General features: G+C 44.9%; 17 protein-coding genes. 6 read left to right on the top strand and 11 right to left on the bottom strand.

Features of this window, described 5'->3' with window-relative positions:
* Nucleotides 1–81: 81 nt before the first annotated feature.
* Together FHS68_RS14840 and FHS68_RS14835 are read right to left on the bottom strand one after the other, a co-directional pair.
* Nucleotides 82–552, bottom strand: a complete 471-nt coding sequence (locus FHS68_RS14840) for a hypothetical protein (RefSeq protein ID WP_167271449.1) — start codon at nucleotides 550–552, stop codon at nucleotides 82–84.
* A gap of 350 nt (nucleotides 553–902) precedes the next feature.
* Nucleotides 903–1358, bottom strand: a complete 456-nt coding sequence (locus FHS68_RS14835; RefSeq protein WP_167271447.1) for an NUDIX hydrolase — start codon at nucleotides 1356–1358, stop codon at nucleotides 903–905.
* A gap of 243 nt (nucleotides 1359–1601) precedes the next feature.
* Between FHS68_RS14835 and FHS68_RS14830 the strand changes: the two genes are divergently transcribed.
* Nucleotides 1602–4367, top strand: coding sequence for a PQQ-dependent sugar dehydrogenase (locus tag FHS68_RS14830; protein ID WP_374757523.1), 2766 nt, complete (start codon nucleotides 1602–1604; stop codon nucleotides 4365–4367).
* An 11-nt stretch (nucleotides 4368–4378) separates the two neighbouring features.
* On the opposite strand, the gene FHS68_RS14825 is transcribed toward FHS68_RS14830, so the two are convergent.
* The 3 genes from FHS68_RS14825 to FHS68_RS14815 all read right to left on the bottom strand — a co-directional run bounded on the left by FHS68_RS14825 (nucleotide 4379) and on the right by FHS68_RS14815 (nucleotide 7348).
* A complete protein-coding gene (locus tag FHS68_RS14825) occupies nucleotides 4379–5530 on the bottom strand; it encodes a metallophosphoesterase family protein (protein ID WP_167271443.1) in 1152 nt (383 codons plus the stop codon).
* A 196-nt stretch (nucleotides 5531–5726) separates the two neighbouring features.
* Nucleotides 5727–6800 carry a sulfatase-like hydrolase/transferase gene (locus FHS68_RS14820; RefSeq protein ID WP_208408321.1) on the bottom strand — a complete coding sequence of 358 codons (1074 nt, stop codon included), beginning with the start codon at nucleotides 6798–6800 and terminating at the stop codon, nucleotides 5727–5729.
* Nucleotides 6801–6928: 128 nt separating this feature from the next.
* Nucleotides 6929–7348: a VOC family protein gene (locus FHS68_RS14815; RefSeq protein ID WP_167271439.1), complete on the bottom strand. Its 420-nt coding sequence runs from the start codon at nucleotides 7346–7348 to the stop codon at nucleotides 6929–6931.
* A gap of 162 nt (nucleotides 7349–7510) precedes the next feature.
* On the opposite strand from FHS68_RS14815, the gene FHS68_RS14810 reads away from it, so the two are divergent.
* Nucleotides 7511–8482, top strand: a complete 972-nt coding sequence (locus tag FHS68_RS14810) for a GlxA family transcriptional regulator (RefSeq protein WP_167271437.1) — start codon at nucleotides 7511–7513, stop codon at nucleotides 8480–8482.
* Between the two features lie 137 nt (nucleotides 8483–8619).
* Nucleotides 8620–9072, top strand: coding sequence for a DUF4468 domain-containing protein (locus tag FHS68_RS14805; protein ID WP_167271435.1), 453 nt, complete (start codon nucleotides 8620–8622; stop codon nucleotides 9070–9072).
* Between the two features lie 23 nt (nucleotides 9073–9095).
* Here the strand turns inward: FHS68_RS14805 and FHS68_RS26435 are convergent, their stop codons facing one another.
* From FHS68_RS26435 to FHS68_RS14770, 6 genes are read right to left on the bottom strand one after another with little or no spacing between them, the layout of a single operon-like run.
* On the bottom strand, nucleotides 9096–11045 hold the full coding sequence (locus FHS68_RS26435) for a substrate-binding domain-containing protein (protein ID WP_229211912.1): 1950 nt from the start codon (nucleotides 11043–11045) through the stop codon (nucleotides 9096–9098).
* Nucleotides 11046–11055: 10 nt separating this feature from the next.
* A complete protein-coding gene (locus tag FHS68_RS14790) occupies nucleotides 11056–12525 on the bottom strand; it encodes a sugar ABC transporter ATP-binding protein (RefSeq protein WP_167271433.1) in 1470 nt (489 codons plus the stop codon).
* A gap of 39 nt (nucleotides 12526–12564) precedes the next feature.
* Complete coding sequence (locus FHS68_RS14785; RefSeq protein ID WP_167271431.1) at nucleotides 12565–13398, bottom strand: phosphogluconate dehydrogenase C-terminal domain-containing protein; 834 nt, start codon at nucleotides 13396–13398, stop codon at nucleotides 12565–12567.
* Between the two features lie 12 nt (nucleotides 13399–13410).
* Nucleotides 13411–14238 (bottom strand): sugar phosphate isomerase/epimerase family protein, encoded by an 828-nt coding sequence (locus FHS68_RS14780; RefSeq protein ID WP_167271429.1) that lies wholly within the window; start codon nucleotides 14236–14238, stop codon nucleotides 13411–13413.
* Nucleotides 14219–15733 carry a D-apionate lactonase family protein gene (locus tag FHS68_RS14775; RefSeq protein ID WP_167271427.1) on the bottom strand — a complete coding sequence of 505 codons (1515 nt, stop codon included), beginning with the start codon at nucleotides 15731–15733 and terminating at the stop codon, nucleotides 14219–14221. Before FHS68_RS14775 ends, FHS68_RS14780 begins: the two co-directional genes overlap by 20 nt.
* 1 nt (nucleotide 15734) lies before the next feature.
* Nucleotides 15735–17102, bottom strand: coding sequence for a glycoside hydrolase family 140 protein (locus FHS68_RS14770; RefSeq protein ID WP_167271425.1), 1368 nt, complete (start codon nucleotides 17100–17102; stop codon nucleotides 15735–15737).
* Nucleotides 17103–17240: 138 nt separating this feature from the next.
* Here FHS68_RS14770 and FHS68_RS14765 point away from each other — a divergent pair, with 138 nt between their 5' ends.
* The 3 genes from FHS68_RS14765 to FHS68_RS14755 all read left to right on the top strand — a co-directional run bounded on the left by FHS68_RS14765 (nucleotide 17241) and on the right by FHS68_RS14755 (nucleotide 20921).
* Nucleotides 17241–18119 (top strand): AraC family transcriptional regulator, encoded by an 879-nt coding sequence (locus FHS68_RS14765; protein ID WP_167271423.1) that lies wholly within the window; start codon nucleotides 17241–17243, stop codon nucleotides 18117–18119.
* A gap of 194 nt (nucleotides 18120–18313) precedes the next feature.
* Nucleotides 18314–19264 (top strand): nucleotide-diphospho-sugar transferase, encoded by a 951-nt coding sequence (locus FHS68_RS14760; RefSeq protein WP_167271421.1) that lies wholly within the window; start codon nucleotides 18314–18316, stop codon nucleotides 19262–19264.
* A gap of 97 nt (nucleotides 19265–19361) precedes the next feature.
* Complete coding sequence (locus tag FHS68_RS14755; RefSeq protein ID WP_167271419.1) at nucleotides 19362–20921, top strand: M81 family metallopeptidase; 1560 nt, start codon at nucleotides 19362–19364, stop codon at nucleotides 20919–20921.
* The last annotated feature ends 3 nt before the right edge of the window (nucleotides 20922–20924 follow it).

Raw genomic sequence — 20924 nt, 5'->3', positions numbered from 1 at the left:
AATCCGATTATGCGATCAGATTGGTTTTTCAATAAAATGAATTTGAATGCAAACTACTTCGTCATTTCGAAAGTATTCAGCTTATTCTGCGGCAACGGCACCTTTGGGCTTACGGCCCCGTGGCTTACCTGTATACGCAGGTTTTGGCTCAGAATTCCCTAGTTCAAGTTCAAAACCAACTACACCTTCTTCGTAGTTAAATAATGTCACTGTGAAGGTATATTTGATCTGCTCAAAATCCACGCCACTTCTTTTAAGGATCACATCCAATGGGATCGAATAGCCTCGCCCGCTTTTGCTAAGTGAGAAAGTACCGGCTTCGTCAGTACTTGGAATAAGGTAAAGAAATTTTAAAGTTCTTTTTCCTTGTTGCGTACCAATTTTGAAACGGGTTGATAATGGTTCTATGCCTAATTCTTCCAATGTTTTTGGAGGAAGGACCAACTTACCGGTTCCGGAAATATAGCCGGTTGGCTTTGGCTGCTCTTTTAGTTTCTTGGTAACGGTGACATTTTCTTCTGGTGTGAAGAATTTAATTGCGCTTGCTTTCATATCCATATAATGGGTTATTGTTAATTTTTGATTTGCAAAAATAACAAGGAACTTAACTTATAAAAATATTTCCATTAATTAAAAATATAATCATTGTTAACTAAGAGAATATTGAGGCACGAAAACATTTAATAAAAATCGAAAACACATTTATTTAGATAATATGATAACAAAAAAGATATAGGTAACCGGTATTTGCCTTCCTCTACTTTTTGTGCTTTTGTCTAATTTACTTTTCAATCCGATCTCTAATTTCTTCCTTTGAATTTCATTTAAAAAACTGACAGCAAGCAATTTGAATAAACACCTAATTACACTTTAATATGGAATGATGGCCGAATTGTCGCTAATTATCTGACTATCTTTTCAAGTTCATCCAAAAAAGCCGATTGCCTTTCATTGATTTTTTTCCTGGCTATATCAAGGGTAAACCATTCTGCACGGTCCACTTCGGGAAAGGTTTGTAATTTGCCCGAGCGCGGCGGCCATTCCATTTCGAATGTATTGCTTACCAGTGTCAGAGGATCCATATCTCCTTCAAATGCCCAGGCTTTTACTTCCTTTCCACTTCGCAATTTAATCGGCGACAAAGGGATAAAATCCCCGTCTATGTCTGTTCCTGTTTCTTCGCGAAATTCTCTTTTGGCTGCATCCAATGCATCTTCCTCTGACGTATAAATTCCCTTTGGTATCGACCAGTTTCCCAGGTCTTTTTTTGCGAAGAATGGCCCGCCGGGATGCACAAGCAGAACTTCAATCAAATCGGTATTTCGATACATTAATATTCCTGCGCTTTGAATAGGCATAAGTGTAGGTAGGTGTTTTTTTAATTCTGATGACGAATTTCATTCTGTTGCAATAAGAATGCCCAGGTAGCGAGGAAAAGTAGGGAACTGACCAAGGGATTGGAAAATGAGCAAGTAACCATTTTTTCTCAAAATATTATTAAATTACAAGAGTACTCTAGTTTACTTCTTATGATAACCCGTTCCGTTGTGCGTTCCACCTTTTTTCGCATTATTAAATCCCCCGTCCAGTTGCTGGGGCTGATGTTACTCGCCGCATTTACTGTCCAGGACGACCCCTCGAAACCCGATGAGAGCAGGTTTACGCCCATCGTCGTTTCAGATAACCTCGACGAGCCTATGGTTTTCGAAGTCCTGCCTGACGGCTCGGTTTACATTGCCGAAAGAAAAGGGGCTTTGAAAAAATATAACCCTGCTACCAAATCAACCGATCTGATTGCGACAATTCCCGTCAACACCAAATACACGAGCGCCGAAGGTGTTGCCAGGGAAGCAGAAGAAGGTTTAATGGGACTTACAATGGATCCTAATTACGAAAAAAACCACTGGATTTACCTTTACTATGCCGATCCCACTGAGAAAAAGCATGTGCTGGCCCGTTGGGAGATGCGTGATGACCAGCTTGTAGAAAGCACCAAAAAGACGGTGCTGGAAGTGACAACCCAGCGCGAAGTTTGCTGCCATACGGGCGGCGGAATGACCTGGGACAAGGCGGGTAACCTTTACCTGACCGTTGGCAATAACACGGGAAACCAGAAAGCAGCCCAAACCGACGAACGCGCAGGCAGGGCGAGCTGGGATGACCAGGGACACGCAGGAAATACAAATGACTTAAGAGGAAAAATATTAAGGATACATCCCGAAGCGGATGGCACCTATACTATACCGGAAGGCAACCTTTATCCAAAAGGAACGGCGAAAACAAGGCCTGAGATTTATTCAATGGGCCATAGAAACCCATGGCGGATTTCTGTCGACAGTAAAACAGGCTATTTGTATTGGGGTGAGGTGGGACCGGATGCCAGCGAAGATTCGGAGATCGGGCCGCGGGGTTACGATGAAATGAACCAGGCAAGAAAACCGGGGAATTTTGGCTGGCCTTGGTTTGTAGGTGATAATCAAGCCTTTCCGGTTTACGATTATGCTGAAAATAAACCTTTGGCCAAGAAAGATCCGAAAAATCCGATCAATACCTCTCCAAATAACACAGGACTGAAAGAGCTTTTCCCAACAGCGCCTAACTTTATTTATTATCCATACGGCATTTCCGAAAAATTTCCACTCGTTGGTTCTGGTTCGCGAAGTGCAACCGGCGGGCCTGTTTACCACCGGTCCGATTTCAAGGCTCCAAAACGTCCTTGGCCGGCCTATTATGAAAACAAATGGATAGCTGCCGACTTTTCGAGAGGCTGGATCATGGCGATTTCCATGAATGCAGATGGCGATTATCAATCGATGGAACGCGTCATGCCAACCTATCATCCAGTACAGCCGATCGACATTAAATTCGGTCCGTCTGGTGATTTGTACGTATTGGAATATGGCAGTAACTGGTTCAGAAAAAGCGAAAACTCTCGTCTGGTGAGGATTGAATACAATGGTGGAAACCGGAAACCGATTGTGATGGCATCTACCGACAAAAAAGGCGGAACGGTACCATTCCAGGCGAAATTATCTGCCGATGGAACAAAAGATTTTGATGGTGATGCATTAAAATACAATTGGAAAATTGTCGGCCCGGGTACTGGTCCTAAGACATTCAACACTGCCAATCCTTCGGTTACCTTTGACAAGCCGGGTGTTTACACGGCCAGTCTTACCGTCACAGATGCAAAAGGTGCAGCAAACAGCCAATCGCTCAAAATTGTTGCGGGTAATGAGCCTCCAAAAGTCTCGGTCAATCTCGAAGGCAACAAAACCTTCTTTTTTGCCAATAAACCCATCCCTTACTCTATTGATGTTAGCGACCAGGAAGACGGCAGCCTTTCGGACGGAAAGATCAAAGCTGACCAGGTAGCCGTGAGCATCGATTATGCTTCGGAAGGATTTGATTATGCGGAAGTCATCCAAAGCCAGCGCAGCGTTGACGCCTCCACCCAATTCGCGGTTGCCCAGGTATTGATCAACAAAAGCGATTGCAAGGTTTGCCATCAGCCGAACACCAAATCCGTTGGCCCTTCATTTGCGGATGTTTCCAACAAATACAAGGGGAAGCCAGGGGTAACCGAAATGCTTGTGAAAAAAGTATTGGAAGGCGGTTCGGGCGTTTGGGGCGAAGTTGCCATGGCTGCCCACCCGGCATTGCCAGTCGCAGATGCTGAAACCATCGTAAAATACATTCTGAATAGCACCGATAAAACGTTGAGCACACTTCCCATCAAAGGCTCTTACATCCCAAAAATCCCGGAAAAAGATAATGGTAAAGGTTCGGTGTTGATCCGTGCAGCATTTACGGATAGGGCTGTCAGCGGCAGCAAGGCTGTTCCTGCCCAGACTTCGGAGGAAATGATTATACTGCGCAGCCCTGAGCTGAATGCAGCCGAAGCAGACATTGTGAAAGGCGCGGAATTGAAGGCATTGGGTACCTCGGGCCTTGGATTCGCCGTCATTCCGTTTTCAAACAGCCTGTTGGTTTTCAATGAAATAGACTTGACGGGCATTCAAAAAATAGAGGTGAACGCCGTAGCGCAAAAAAGGGAAGGTGCAGCCGGGGGAACCATTGAAATACACCTTGACTCACCAACCGGTACCATCGTGGGAACTCAAAAGGTAGACATTGCACCGGAAGTGGATATGGCCAAACTGATGGCAGAAATAGAAAGCCAGAACAAGAGTGCCAAGCCGGGAGAAGCGCCAAAAGCGCCGCCAAGAAGGCCAACCAGGGCGCCTGTTTTCATCGACATTCAGGAAACCAAAGGAAAGCACGATCTGTATTTTGTATTTAAAAATGATTCTGCCGAAGCAATACAGCCGTTGCTTTCATTCTCGAAGATCAAGTTTATACAGTGAAAACAGTGCCGTTATTGCACTTCCAAAGTAAATTCATCTGCCAGCACGGCTTTCATGCCCGGATCGATCCGCTTTTCGTGGGGTAGCGTATAAAATTCGACCTTAATTGTGACACCATTGCCCGTCTTTTCGATCAATACTTTCAAAAAGCCGTGTTTGGTGTCACAATAGTTTTGTAGCTCTACGTGATTGAAAAGTGCATTATTGGCGGTGAAACTGCTATCGTAAGTACTCGCAACAGGATGTAACTCGTCATAACCACCTCCTCCGGCGACTACAAAAGGAAGGATCTTTCTAGCGTGGGTTCCATCCGGGCTTTCACTTCGATAACGTTTCGCAAAGCGCTGGTAATTGTGAACATGACCGCTGAAAACCATATCAGGTCTTATACTAATTTGCTCAAAAACACCTTCCAGGAACCGGATCATCGGCAGGCTTGACCCGTGATTAACATCTGCAGAGTAAGGTGCATGATGCATGCAAAGCAGTACCGCTTTTCCCGGCCTTTCCTTATCAGCATTTCGTAACTCCTCCATCAGCCACTGACGTTGCTCTGGCGTGATGACCCCAAACTTGGTCACATTGCAATACAAGCCAATGATGTTTGCAACCGGCGTCACCAATGTCCAATAAACATTCGGCTGGGTCATGCTTTTTCGCTCGGCATTGCCGCTGAACGAAACCGTTTTGGAAGTTGTGTCGCAAAAAACGGCTCTGAATGCATCCAGGCTCTTGTAGGACACGCGGCTATCGGGATTAATGTCACTGTCGTGGTTCCCCGGAATCGCGAATATCGGTCCAGGGTATTTTTGGTAAGGCTCGAAAAACTGTCTTTTGTATTGCGAAGCCTCACCATAATTGTAAACGATATCTCCCAAATGGTACAAAAACTGAGGTTCAAAACCAGTACCCTCGGTTTTTTCATATTGCCTGATCATTTCCGACACCACCAATTTTTGATAGTCCGGGTTGCGGATGCTGCCTGTATCTCCAAGCATATGAAATGCCAGTTTATTTTGGTCTGGTACAGACTGAATTGTTTCCAGATTCAAATGAAAAGGATATGGGCCTGATGGAGCTGGAAGCGGCTGGAATTTATAGGCATCATCTGCCTGGTTTTTCTTTAAAACGGGTGTAGTGTATTTCGGGCCAAAAAATGACATTGTTGAGTAGATATGATCAGATAGGCAACCGCGAAAAATGAATATAGGTTTTGCAAAAAGGTAATAATGAAAAAATAACCTACGCCCAGCCGATTTCGTGATCGCTGATTTTGGTTGGGAATGTCGCTTTGATCAGATCAGAAGCTTTTGAGCTAAATACCGTTTTTTTCTTCGATGATCATTCTGCCTGCCGGATCTAGTGTAACACGGAAGGTAATGGCTCGGCAACGGGATGGTTTGCGGTGAATGTAAAGCCTAGCGTTTGAGCCATCGTTTGGGCAAACTGGTCCTGGTAGATCTGCGTTTTGCTTTTTATTTCCCCTGTGGCAGGCGTGTCCGGACCGATTACAGCGAGCCAGGTTTCGTTTGAGCCGGGAGCCGACGTGCCGTGGCTGGTCCATTTATCGATTGTGCCCCTTCCATGATCCGGATAAATGAAAAATGTGGTGTTATCCTTATAAAATTCATCGGCTTGCATAGTTTTCCAAAGGTTTCCGATCATCGCGTCCATATAATGCGCCGCGTCGAGGTAGGAACTATAAAGACCCGCATGCCCAAGCTCGTCCGTATCGCCGAAATCAATGTGTATCACTTTCGGGTGATTGGCTGCAATGTAGGTTTTCGTCATTGCGTAAGTCGTAACGTCGAAGCGAATGTCGGCGCCAAAGTATTCAGGTAATAGGAATTGCAGTTCGTCCGCCAGTTTCTGGGCCTCGGTCATTTTTGCATCTTTCAGCGTTTCACCTGGCACATTTACCAGCATTCCATTCCTCTCACGGTTTAGTATTCTGGATAACGCTCCCCAGGAGCCGAAAGAGATCACCTTTCCTTCGTAGCCTTTTTGTTTATTCAAAAATTCAAGGACATTCTCATTTGGATTATTAGGGTATTCATTGCTATTGATCTTCGGGTCGTAGAAACCACACAGCGATTCGCTTCTGCCTGGGTATGAAAACCAAAACTTATTTTTGACATTCACCAAATTGCCCTGGGTTCTGTTCCCATAAAGCTGCCCTTTGGATGCGACTGTATTCCAGAAAAAAGGCATCAGTTTTGAACGTCTTTCCAATGCTGTGGTCGCCCAATACTTTTTTGCCAGGGTAGCAGAATCCTGGTTCCGAAATTTTTTATTGAAAAAAAGCGATGAATCCGCACCCTGAAAAATCTCCTGCCATCTGTAACCATCAATGGAAATAAGCACCAGATTTTTGGTTTTTTTCTGCTGAGCATTGCCATTGAGGCTGAATGTCAGAAGCAATATTAACGCCAAGCAGAGTCTAATCCTTTTGGAGAAAAGTAAAGTACAGTTTACCATTTGCGTATTGATTTTCTTTGAAATTATGAATGGATAGTCAAAAATAAACCATTCGGAGGAAAACCAATTTAAGCAAATGTTAATTAGTATTTAACTTTTTGGTCGGAGGAGTTCCCAGCTGTAAAGATCCATTGAACCTCGAATCTATCCCTCAGCGTCGCCCATTGCGCCTTTTCCGACAATGGATTAGTTACCTCTCCGCTTCTGGAAAGCCTTGTAAATACATTTTGAAGATCGTCATTCTGTGCAATGCTGATTAGCAGTGAAATGCTATTTCCGTTCAGCAAACCTTCATCACCAGGCATGTCGGACGCGAAAAGCCGGATGTGCTCGGATACCAGGCTTGCGTGCAGTACGAGTTGCTTCATTTCAATGGGCAGATTCTTACCATAAGGCGCTTCACCTAAATATTTGAAATGCAACTCCCCGCCAAAGCAGGACTGGTAAAAGCGCATGGCCTCCTTGCAGTTTCCATTAAAGGTAAGGAAGGGGTAAATCGCCATTTTATTTTGATTTGTCTCTTTGTGCTTGAATCGGCAATGAATGCCGACGCTACAAAATTGGTATAGAGATGTCAAAATTAGCGGGTGTAATAACGCCTTTGTAAGGGGGTGAAAATGCCAATTTTATTTTTCTATATTTGAGAATTCTAAATCCCTTTTGAAATGAAACACATTTCAGTGTACGTTCCGCAAAGCGCCTACATGGAGGCGATTACACCTGCTTACCGTCTGTTCACAGCCGCCAATGACCTGGCAAATACTATTGGGCAAAAACCCATGTTTGAGGTAGAGTTTGTTGGACTAAGCAAAGATATCAAGGCCCAGGCAGGCGAATATACGGTCCATGTCGATCGCTTGCTGAGTGAAGTGGAGGATACCGACCTGGTGCTAATCCCAGCATTGTGCGGCGACCTGAGGACTGCAGTAGATCTCAACCGGCCAGCAATTCCCTGGATGTTACAGATGCACGCACGCGGCTCCGAAATATCCTCCCTCTGCCTGGGTGCTTTCCTGCTTGGTGCGACGGGCTTATTAGACGGAAAGAAATGCTCTACCCATTGGGCATATTATGATGAATTTCGTGCTCAATATCCTCAGATAGAGGTAGTGGACGGATCGATCATTACCGACGAAGGGAAAATTTATTCAAGCGGTGGCGCCAATTCTATCTGGAACTTACTCATTTATCTCCTCGAAAAATATACGAGCCGCGACCTTGCCATTCTGGCTGCCAAGTTCTTTGCCATTGACATTGACCGTGATAATCAAAGGGCTTTTACCATTTTCCGGGGTCAGAAGGGACATCCTGATAATGAAATCCGGGGTATCCAGGATTACATTGAAAATAACTATGCTGAAAAATTAAGCATTCTGGAGTTGGCGGATATTGCCAGTGTAAGTCGCAGAAGTTTTGAGAGGCGGTTTAAAAGCGCGACCAATAATACTATCAATGAATATGTGCGGCGGGTGCGGGTGGAGGCGGCCAAGAGAAGCTTCGAAATGTCCCGAAAAAATGTTACGGAGGTGATGTTTGACGTGGGATATACCGATACCAAGGCATTCAGGGACGTTTTCAAAAAAGTGACAGGGCTAACACCCGTCGATTACAGGAATAAATACAGCAAGGAGGCATAATACCAGATTATAATTGTTTTCACCGCTCGATAATTTTATTCATACAAATCTGGCGAGCATGCGGACATTTGAACATTGAAGTCAACTTAAAGCCCGCCGAAATGTTAAAATCGTCCATTATCACCCTCATTTGCCTCATGTCAGTCACTGCATTCGCATCCCATGTTCCTGACGAAAAAGTTTACTCCGAAACTGTTGATTGCGGAAGCGTTTCCCAACTCGATTTATTCAGACGGGTCCGCATTGCCGTTTCTCAACTTGGCCCTGATAACAAAACATTAATTGCGGACAAAGAAACGGGCGACTTTGTGAGCCAGGGTTACCTCGCAATTAACGTCCAGCGGACTGAAAATTCGCCTGGCGGCAGCTACCAGTTTCGGTATGTACTTACTGTTGAAAGTGTTAACAGAAAATACCGCGCATCCATAACAAGTATTGAATTTATGGACAACGGCAGATCAATTCCGATGAAAAATTTTAATCCAAAAGCAGAAAAAGGACTTGAAGCGCTTGGTAATGAGCTGGATAGCAGGTTGAGAGGAATATTGGCAGAATTGCAGCTTCGTGTGAAGGACTACAAGCCATTCTGATCAATCAGCATTGACATTCAAACCTACTTTTTCAAAAATTGCCCAACGTTCTCTTTGGTGATTTTGATTAATCCGGTATTCACGGTTGTAGGTAGATTGGTGATCCCGGCTTTTGAATCGTTAGTTGATAATTTATTGGTTTTGTGCACCATATCGTATAAAAACTGAGCACCATACCAGGTAAAAAGCTCGCGTTTCTGACCAGCCAATAATTGAATGATCCCTTCATTCACAAGGTTCAGATGCTCGGGCTCCCAATCGACGGTTGTGATTTTTATTTTCCCTGCTTTCCCTGCCTCTTTTACGGAAAGCGCTATCCCAGGACCTGAATTAGAATCAAAACCGCAGAGTCCGGCCAGATCCGGATGCGCGGAAATGAGGTCGGCAGTGATCTTTGCGGCTTCTTCTACATTGGCCTTGTCATCATACTTCCCGACCACTTCTATACCCGGGTATTTTTTGAAAACATCAAGCAGACCGCGAAAACCGTCTTCCATATTAGAAAGCCCCAGAATTCCCATATACGCGATTTTCCCCTTTCCACTGGTCAATTTCACCATTTCATTTCCCTGCATTTGTCCGATTTCGTACCAATTTGTGCCGAGGAATGCATGCCTTTTTGAGTTCGGAATGTCAGAATCGTAAACGACGGTGGGGATCCCGGCGTCCACGGCCTTATTAATTGCACCAGCAATCGCGGGGTCGGTACCATTGATCAGTAAACCCGTCGGACGGGTACCAATTACTTCTTCAATGGTGTTGATCTGCGCTGGTACATCCCAATCTGAAGGACCTAAAATGGAAACTTTCACATGATTTGCCTTGCCCCAGCGGATAAATGCAGCCTGATCGTGATTGACATACATGGGCATAGAAACTGCGGTGGTAACCATCACATATTCTTCATTTTCAAAGGTTTGAGTAGTATCAAAAGCTATTTTTTCTGAGGAAGCATTCTCTTCTCGTGGCGGAAGCTCACAACTCATGACGGTGAGTGACAATAGAAACAATGCTGTCCATTTCTTTACATTGCCGCCGAAATTTCCCCTTTGCAAAATCCTGTCAATCCATACGGCCAGAATGAGGATGATACCCAGGATAATTTCCTGCCAGTAACCGGATACCCTCGCAATGATCATAATATTAGCGATCAGGCCCATTAATATGGCACCCAATAATGCGCCCTGTATCTTTCCAGTCCCTCCCTGTAAGCTGGCGCCACCGAGAATTACCGCCGTAATAACGCGCAATTCGAGGTTCCGACCGGATGTGGGCAACGCTGCGCCTAATCTCGAAGCTAGTAGAATTCCGGCAAAACCTGCCAGAAGGGAAATCAGCATAAAGGAAAAAAGCCTCATTTTTTTGACATTAATGCCCGAAAGTTCTGCGGCTTTGTCATTTCCGCCTATAAAATAATATCGTTTTAGAAAAGTAGTATTGCGCGTCAGAAAGGCTACCGCAATGACAATGAGCAACATATACCAGATCGGCATTTGGATTCCCAGCAGTCTGGATTGTGAAATGGCATTGAACCAGTAAGGCAATCCCTGGATTCCCGCCCCGCTGACCAGTAAAGCCAAACCTCGCACAATACCCATCATTGCCAGCGTCTGGATCATCGGATTGATACCCTGATATGCAATGAGATAGCCATTGATCCCACCGATAGAAAGTGAGGCAAGCAGGCTGATCAGCAATGCAACCGGAACGGGAACATGCATGAAAAACATGAGATAGGCGGCCAAACAGCTCGAAAACGCGACAACCGAGCCAACGGAAAGGTCAAAAGCGCCGGAAATCATCAGCAACATCATGCCCACCGCCACAATGGTATCGATGGAAAGATTAAGGAAAATCTGGCTGAAATTCTGAAATGTCGGAAACTGGTCGGGATAAATAATGGAGGCTGCAACCGCTATCACGCCGATGGTCAAAGTGAGGGTATAAATTCGTTCTGAAAAGATCTTTTTCATATTTTTCGGTTCACATTGCCCATTTCAAAATTTCCTCCTCACTGGTATCGGCAGTTTTCAGCTCCTTCTGGATCATGCCATCTTTTACCACCAATATGCGATCAGAAATTGCCAGTACTTCCTGCAATTCACTGGAAATAAGCAAGATGGACATCCCTTCTACCGCCAGCTTCTGGATCATTTCATAAATTTCAAACTTTGCCCCAATGTCGATTCCGTGGGTAGGCTCGTCGATAATGAGTAGGTCAGGATTGGTAGATAACCATTTTGCTAGCACCACTTTTTGCTGGTTACCGCCACTTAATGCGGCAACAGGTTGCCGGACAGAGTGGCTCACGATCCTAAGCTTTTCTTTATAGGTTTCTGCACGTTTAACAACTTCGGTAGAATTTGTAAAAAAAGGTTGTTCGTCGTTGAAATTGACTGAATTGATGTTTTCGGCAATGGACATACCTGCAAATAGGCCCAGCGCCTTACGTTCTTCGGGCACAAATGCAATTTTGTATTTTACAGCGTCAGCAGGACTATTGATATCAACGACCCGGTTTTTAACCCGTATTTCCCCTGCCTGTTTTCGCATGGCTCCAAAAATCGTTTTGGCGATTTCAGTCCTCCCCGCTCCTACCAGTCCCGCCAGCGCTAGGATCTCGCCCTGGTAAATTTTAAAAGAGATATCACGTATTTTTTGATTGGATAAACCCCTTACTTCCAGCACAACTTCCTTTCCCACATTGGAATTTCGAGCCATTTTTTTGATCTCCCTCCCTATCATCATGGCAATCAGCGACTCCCTAGTCAACACCTCCATTTTGAACACGCCAACCCATTTTCCGTCTTTCAAAACCGTTACCCGATCCGCGATTTCAAATATTTCATCCAAACGGTGGGAGATATAAATGATCGAAGTTCCTCCTGCTTTCAAGCCTACAATGATCCGGAATAGCGTTTGCGCATCATTTCCGGATATCGAGGCGGTAGGTTCGTCGAGGATCAAAACCGATGGATTTTGCGACAATGCCTTTGCAATTTCCACCATTTGTTTTTGCCCTGCCGAAAGTTCTGAAACCTTCGTCTGTGGTTGAAAAAGATGATCAACCCCTAATTTTTGCAGTAAAATGGCTGTTTCCTGGTAAAGCAGCGTGTAGTTAATGAAGCCAGATCTTGTCTCGGGAAAACGGTTTACGAAAATGTTCTCCGCAACATTCTGATTATCAAAAAGACTAAGGTGCTGATAAACAATGGCTATGCCATGAACATTGGCATCCATTTGGTTTTTAAAGTTGACCATGCTGCCCTCCATCCGAATCTCACCGCTGTCGGGGCTGAGATTACCCGACAGTATGTTCATCAATGTACTTTTCCCTGCGCCATTTTCGCCGCAAATGGCATGTACCTCTCCTTCCATCAGATCAAAGCTGATGTTCTGCACCGCTTTAACCGGCCCAAAAGATTTCGAAATAGCATGCAGTTCGAGGCGCATCGCAATAAAATTTGCCAGCTTGAACGATGAGAAACGATATTAGTGATTGGTAATGGCCTTAACCTGTTCCTTGATATCGTCGAGTTCAAATATTTTCTGCCAGCCTTCCTTAAAAATCAATGGTTTGGCGCGTTTTGAAATTTTATAAGCAGCATCCGAAAAGGTGCCATTCACTTCTTTGAACAAAACGGCGATCTGGATTCGCAAGTGGCCTAATACAAAATCCCTGGCCGCATCCGCTGGCACACCCAGCTCCACAATTCTATCAAAACCCTCTTTCACGACTTCCATACAGGTTTGCGCAAGCGTTTCGACCATGGCGGGTTCCAGCGTGGCCATTTGTTCCAATGTAATGCGGTACACTTTGTCAATGGGCTGGTACATATCCGTCGCAACCTGTTTGCCCAATTCAAAATGCTCCTCACTGCCATGCATTAAGGCTACCACAATGGATTGCTTTGCAGAAATACCACCATAAAAATCACGAAAAGCTTCTTCCGTTGGCTCCCAATTGAACACGGAAGGATGGCAGGGATGGGCTATAACATAACCCAGGTCGTCGCGGTGAAAAACGACACCATCGAGCGGCGCAGCGGGATCGAGCGTAAGAACCGTTGCACCAGCTTTCATCAGCGGGATAATGTCTGCAGAAAGCTTACCTAAAATAATATCCGGCAGCGCCAAAATAACAATATCTGCATCCGCAACGCCCGCTCCCGGCTCACTTACCATAACCCCTCTTCTGGCAAGATTTGCTATTCCCGCCTCACTCACTTCGAGATAAGATACCTGATATTCAGGCATTTTCAGGAAATTATCAGTCAACCGGCAACCCATTTTGCCCCCTGCACCCACTAATGCGATCTTTGCCATTCGAATGTGATTTTATAACGATTGTTTCTGTTTGAGTAATACTGATTTCACGTAAGCAACACCTAATGCTGCCCAATGTTTTTCCTTGCGGCAAGTGTCTTCAATGTTCATTTCGGGAGGTACCCATTGTTCAAGAATGGCGCTCTGGCAGCGGCCGTATTTTTCTAATTTTTCCAAAAGCAAGGGCAGGTCTGTCATTCCTGTTCCCGCAATTTCTCCCATTACAAAAAAACCCATTTTATGAGCTAACCGACTGATTGTGAAATCTTTAATATGCAGGTTCACTGTGTATGATGCCAGAATCCCGGTTACGTGGCCAAGACCTTCTCCTGCCCCGATGGAATTCACACAATCGAGGCAGATTCCGACTTGATCATCCCCTATTGCCTCCATCATATCAGCCAGCTGCTTTGCCTTAAACCGATCATGATTTTCAATGCCAAGGGTAATGTTATACTTTTTTAATTCGGGTAAAAAGTCTTTTATAATTGCGCTAACTTCAATCAGATCAGGCTTATAATCATCTCCATCAATCACAAAGCGCAATAAGGGCGCATTGAAAAACCGGCAGAGCTCGATGTAGGTTTGCAAATGCGCCGCAGTTAGTCTTCTTGCGCCCAGTTCTAGTCTGATCTGGTTTTTAATCAGCAATTGTTTTAAATCTGCTTTTCGCGACTCATTAAATGTGTGTACAGGAAGGTTATCTCCAATTTGCAGGCACTGCAACCCGAAGTCAATGGTGTAGTCGACCAAATCCAATTCATTCATAGCATTTGCGGGAATCGCTTTTTCCACTCCGATATTCCAGCCGTATGTGTAGCTACTTATTCCGGTCAGCATAATTTCTGATCTCTTGGTACACAGGATACTCATTTCCCATCTCATCCATCAATCCCAGTTCACCAAACGCCCTGTAAAGTGTAACAGAAGCTACATCGGTTTCTTCCAGATTCTTTAAAAGCAATGCTGTCCAATCAGCCAGAAAAGCTATTTTTTGTCTTGGATCCGTTTGTTTATCACGAGGCAGATTTACTTGTTGCTTGTCTGTTGCGTACGGATTAAACCTGCGTTTGAGCATTACCGGCGAAAAGTGGACGGGCTTTTTGTACATATTATGCAAGCTTTCAACCATATATTTCACAGTTGCCGCATTTTCGATAATGGTGAGATCATCGGATGCATGTTCCTGTGGATCAAAGGATAAGGTGATAAAATCGGCCATTCCCGGCTCAAACCTATACCTGTTCAATTCTGTAAAATTATATTTGGTCCCTATCCCAATCTTCGCGTTTCCCAGCTGACTTTTTATCTCGGGAATATGATCAATCACTTCCTGGCTTGTTACCAATTCATCTTTGCTAAACAATGTCAGCGATTTCAACTGCAAAAAATTGCCACTCAAGAAGCTGACAAAAACGTCAAAATCATTTTGAAAATCACTACCTAATTCCAGCGCTGCCGCCACTTTGATTCCTAACATGGCTGCCTGGCTTGCCCGTGCAAGAAACTTTTCCCGCCAGCCGTTTTCGGAGAAATCAATTTCAACATGAAAATGATCAAAACGCATTGCCTTCAACTTCTCAAAACACTCCTTTGAAATATCCTGAGCCGCTGGTGCAGAGGTCCCAATTTTGAATTGAGTGTTAGGGATAACATTCTTTTGCGGCACTTTTTCCGATTGCATTTCAAAAAGGCTGGCTTTGAAGGTCACCTTCTGGAGAATGGTGTCCCCGACATTGATCTTTCTCGGAAAAGGAATGTGTAAGGGTGTACAATAGGTTTTATAAGAAGCGTCGCCCCAATTCCGCTGGTCTTCAGTTTCGAAAGTGTCACCCTGCATTTCCAGCCTGAACTCATTTTCACCCACTTTCCACTGCATTGAATTGATATCAATAAAAGGCTGATGCGGCGCGATCCATTTCGGAAAAGTATAAACCTTCTCCTCATTATCGGAGTGCAGAACGGTCACAGGTTCGCCTGCGACGTTCTCAATAGGGTGCAGAATGCAAAAGCCCGCGCGGTTTGTATGGAAATCCTGCAAAGCCTTTCCTACTATTTCAAACCGTATCTCATTATACTCCAAACCCTGGATCCTGACATGCCATTGAAAAAAAACTTCATCTTTTTCAATATAAGAAACGACGTAAGTGATCCTGAAAGATGTCCCGTCCGAAGTGATCTCCTCCTCCGAAATCACAGGCTCCCAGTTTTCCCAATTGGCATTGCGCACCGCGAAATAGATCATGCGCAGCACCTCGGTATCCCCTACTTTGAAATACCTCAAAAACCCATTTCCATAACTGACCTCGATATTACCAGCCTTAAAAACCTCCATATCAAGGTTTTGGATAATTTTTAGATGCATCGTCCAATACCAGGACCCAGTCCTTGCCATACCCAGCCTCAGGAGGTGTGAATTTGGCCACAGCCTTATTATCAAACGGTCCGGCGTCCTTGATTTTTCCATTACGCGGATCAAACCAGAATGCATTGATCTGATTACCAGCAACTTTACCTGGGTTAACCGAAAATGGCTTTCCTGACGCAGTGTAAATGAAAATATAATCCTTACCCCTTGAAGCCTGGATCCGGTCATGAGATGCGAGGTCAGCCTCCACAATAATGGACTGGTCGGGAACGCGGTCGATGATCGGCCGCGATTCTAGCAGCCTGCGAACATATTTCATTTCATTGGCCCCCGGCAAATCCAGCGCCTGTTGCCAGAAAATATGCGGCCCGTTCACGGCTTCACGGTTTGGCGAATACATTTGCCAGATATCGTGACAGCCATAAGTATGTCCGAACGCACCTGCAAACAGATCCAGATAAGCCGCTTTCCTGACATCATACGCACTCGACGTCCCATTTTCCTTTGCATTAAAACAAACCGGATGGTCCTCATAAATAGGCTCTCCATCCAGCACGGGCTTGATCAGCTGGCGATCGTAAGACCTTTTAATATTATCGTAAACCGGTGAATCGCGACAATGCCCGGTCTGAAACATATTGAAATCAAACCATGCATCATCATGAAACCATTCACTAGATCCCTCCTTATTGGGTTGCGGATGATAGGTCATCAGCACTTTATCGTTTCCGCCAGCACCTGCTTCAATCCCTCCCGCCATAGCCCGCCACACTTCCACATCACGCGTACCAGGTCTCGGATTACGGTCGCCACCCAGTACCCATATGATGTTCTTCTTGCTCTTATACCTGTTTCCCAGCCATTTACCATAAGTAGCAGCATTAGCTTCATTAAAAACCTCCGGCCCTTTTCCCCAGGTCGATTTAAAAACCTTGTCACCCCAGGTAGGCAGAAATGCGATGGTCAGCCCATATTCGGCAGCCTTATCAATGATATAATCAACATGCTTGTAATAAGCTTCATTGGGTTTGGTAGGGTCATTATCGGTAAAGGGCCTGTCTCCATAAGTGTTTGGAACTTCAAGCCCATCAAATTCCGCCAGCGCCACTGCCTGAATGACCGTAAAGCCCTGCGCTGCCCTCTTTTTGAGGTAATAATCTGCATCCTCACGGTCGAGGCGGTGAAACAATTCCCAGGCTGTATCTCCAAGCCAGAAGAAAGGCTTGCCTTCTTTCATAAGAAACCTTTTGTTGGCGCTGACCGTAAATGTCTGGGCCGCAGCACCAAAACCGGCGAGCAGCGCAATGAGAGCAAAACAGATCCTGGGAAATCTCATGGTTTTTTTAAATTATTTATTTTTATAATGACAAATGTAAACGAATGAAATATGGGATCGTCTCATCTACATTGCCCTATATTGATGCTATATTCGCAAAAATAGATTTTGATCTGACAATTATAGGGAAGATAGCACATGGCTAATCCACGGAAACCACATTTACTGAAAATCATCCCTCCGGTCGACGCATCCTTTATCCTCAAAGGCGACCCGATTCCGTGGAATAATCCGTGGCATTACCATCCCGAGCTTGAACTGATTTGCTGCATCAAAGGAAAGGGCACCAATTTCGTGGGGAATGATATCCGGAGCATTGAGGAAGGCGAAATTCTCCTTCTGGGCAGTAATTTACCACATACCCGTCAGCGAGATCGCAAATTTTATGAGCAAAATTCCGAAGAAACACCCGAGTCGGTGATCGTACAGTTCAATGAAGATTTTTTAGGAAAAGACTTCTTCAATACCATGGAATTTCAGCATGTGCGGGAATTGAAAAGCAGGGCGGCAAGAGGCATCAAGTTTACCGGGCCGGTTGCAGAAAATATTATTGAAAAACTATTTTTCATGATCCGTGCGGATAAAACACAGCGAATTATCAGTCTGCTAATGGTGCTGGATACGCTTGCAAAAGCTGAAAACTACGAATTTCTGAATGCAACCGGCTATGTAAGTGACGCGCATCTCAAAAATGCGCAAAAGATCAACCGCGTTTATGAATACACGATCACAAACTTCCGCAAACCCATCGAGCTAGCTGAAATTGCAGCATTGACAAGCCTCTCCGTTTCAGCTTTTTGCAGGTATTTCAAAACCAGGACCCGAAAAAGCTACTTTCAGTATTTGACGGAAGTTCGTATCGGATACGCATGCAGGCTGCTGTCAGAGGGACGTTTCGACATTGGGCAGGTTGCGTATGAAAGTGGTTTTAATAATCTCTCCAATTTTAATAAGCAATTTAAAAAATTGATGCAAAGTACACCCAGCGAATATTACAACCAGACGGTGAATAAGTAGCTGGATGAAATAGCAAATCTTATTCTTCTTACAGAAACTCAATGACCCCATGTTAGTCGACATTGGCCCCAAAAAGTCATTGTTCTCATAAATGTCTTATACCTTCGATACATTAAAAATAATTGCACTGACACACACTTATAAGTTTGGTTAAGAATACTCGTGGCAAGTAAATAGGATATTAAACAAACTGAATGGATAAAAAGCTTTTTGACATACCTATCTTGCTGATCACCTTCAACAAGCCCGAGATTACGTGTCATGTATTTGAGCAGATCAGGAAGATAAAGCCGTCAAAATTGTTCCTTTTTTCAGATGCACCTGCAACAGAAGATTCGCATGAGGCTGAACTGGTTGAGACATGCCGGTACCTGCTTGACGATTCGCAAATCAACTGGCCTTGCAAAGTGGAACGTTGGTTTCCGGAAACTAAAATTGGAAACGCCATAGGGATTCCATCTGCCATCACCTGGGCATTTGAAACCTGCGACAAATTAATTATCCTCGAAGACGATTGCCTGCCTCATCCGACCTTCTTTGCCTTCTGCAAGTTCATGCTGGACAAATATGAATCCAATGACCGTGTCATGCATATATCCGGAACGCATCGGCACGAAAAATCAAAGATTAATCACGCCGACCATTTTTTTAGCCGGGTTGGAAATTTATGTGGATGGGCAACCTGGAAAAGGGCTTGGAATAAATATGATTTCTGGATGGAGCTTCTTCCAGAAATGAAAAGTGAGAAGAAAATACAGAAGATATTTGGAGATGCAGAAGTTGCTAAATATTGGCACGATCGTTTTGACACCGTATATGAAGAAAAGAAAAAACATACCTGGGAATATCAGTGGCAATACACATTATTTCAAAATGACGGACTAGCGGTAGTTCCAAATGTAAATCTTGTAAGTAATATCGGAATTGACGATAATGAATCCGAACAACTCCAAAACAGTTACAATTTTAATGAAACCAAAGCCTGGAAAAATTTGAATACCGATGCAACGTTATCAATTGATAATGCTTACGAAATTCATTATGCGCAACGGGTCTTTTACAAAAAGAAGACATTCGGAGCCCGCATTGTAGATAAGGTCAGACGAATACTGACAGCGGTTTTTTCCCTTGGCGCATCTTTATAGATCCTCTGCAATTTCCCAGTATATTCTTGTCTTTTAAGAAACCTCGACCTATATTCATTAAAATAGAGGTCTAATGAGGTTCCTTAAAATATTAGGTATGAAAACTACACTTTTGCTGGTCGTTTCTTTTTGTCTGGCGGCTTTTCGGCCAACTCTTTCACAAGATAAAAAGACGCTCCCCAGGATCGCCATTGCTGGGCTGGGCATTGAATCCAGCACTTTTTCACCTGCACTTACTACCGAAGAAGCCTTTCATGCGAAGTATGGCGATGAGGTATATACCTCCTACCCTTTTATGGCTGCTGATTCGGGCATCAGGGCCAAAGCGACCTGGCTTCCGGCACTGGTTGGCAAGTCGCTCCCGGGAGGCGCTGTGACCAGGGAGGCCTACGAATCGCTGGTGAAGCAAACATTGGACTTACTCAAAAAGAATGGTCAGTACGATGGATTGTTTTTTGACATTCATGGTGCGATGAGTGTGGTGGGACTCGAAGATCCGGAGGGCGATTTCATTGTGCGGATTCGTGAGGTTATTGGAAAAAAGACGCTTGTATCCACTTCCATGGATCTCCACGGCAATGTTTCCTGGCGGCTTGCACAGCATACCGACCTCATTACCTGCTACCGCATGGCGCCGCACGAGGATGCCATGCAGACAAAAAAACGGGCAGTAACCAATTTGCTTTCCAGGATTGAAAGTGGCAAAGGAAAACCTGCGTTCAAGGCTTACATTCCAATACCTGTGTTGTTGCCCGGTGAAAAAACGAGCACACGGATCGAACCGGCAAAAACCATTTATGCTGCCGTCGCGCCTGCTTCGCTGCAAAAAGGAGTGATCGATGCCGCCATGTGGGTGGGATATGCATGGGCCGACGAGCCGCGCAACCATGCGGTTGTGATGGTGACCGGCGACGATAAAGCGGTGGTTACCAGCACAGCAGAAAAGCTGGCGAATAGTTTTTGGAAGGTAAGAAAGGACTTTGCATTTGTTGCGCCCACCGGTAACTTAAAAGAAAGTCTGGACAAAGCGGTTAAGAGCGACAAGCACCCCTACTTCATCAGTGATTCTGGCGATAACCCCACTGCGGGAGGCGCGGGAGATGTTACCTGGACATTGACGGAAATCCTGGCCAGACCAGAATTCAAAACCGAGCGTGGACCTTCGCTTATTTATGCATCAATCCCTGGCCCTGAGTTGGTAGAAAAGGCGATTGCAGTTGGCGTCGGTGGAAAAGTGGATGCCTTGGCAGGTGCCAAAGTTGATTCGCGCTTTGCCCCTCCTATTCGTTTAACCGGGATCGTTAAATCCATCGAACACGGCGACCGAAACGCAGAAACGGAAGTGGTGGTGCAGGTGGGCAGCGTTCAGGTTATCGTTACTAAAAAACGCAAACCGTATCATAAAGAGGCGGATTTCACGAGATTAGGGCTTAATCCACGCAAATCGGACATTGTGGTGGTGAAAATAGGATACCTCGAACCTGAGCTTTATAATATGCGGGCAGATTGGATCCTTTCGCTCACACCCGGCGGGGTAGATCAGAACCTGGAAAGGCTTGATTACAAGAGAATTAAGAGACCGATGTTTCCATTCGATAAAGACATGAAAGACCCGGACCTGAAAGCCCAGATCGTGCCGTCGTCGGAAAGTATGTAGCCC

The organism is Dyadobacter arcticus (genome assembly GCF_011762185.1).
Taxonomy (GTDB): Bacteria; Bacteroidota; Bacteroidia; order Cytophagales; family Spirosomataceae; genus Dyadobacter; species Dyadobacter arcticus.
Note: the sequence above shows the minus strand (reverse complement) of the source record. Positions and strands in the feature narration are given on the sequence as shown.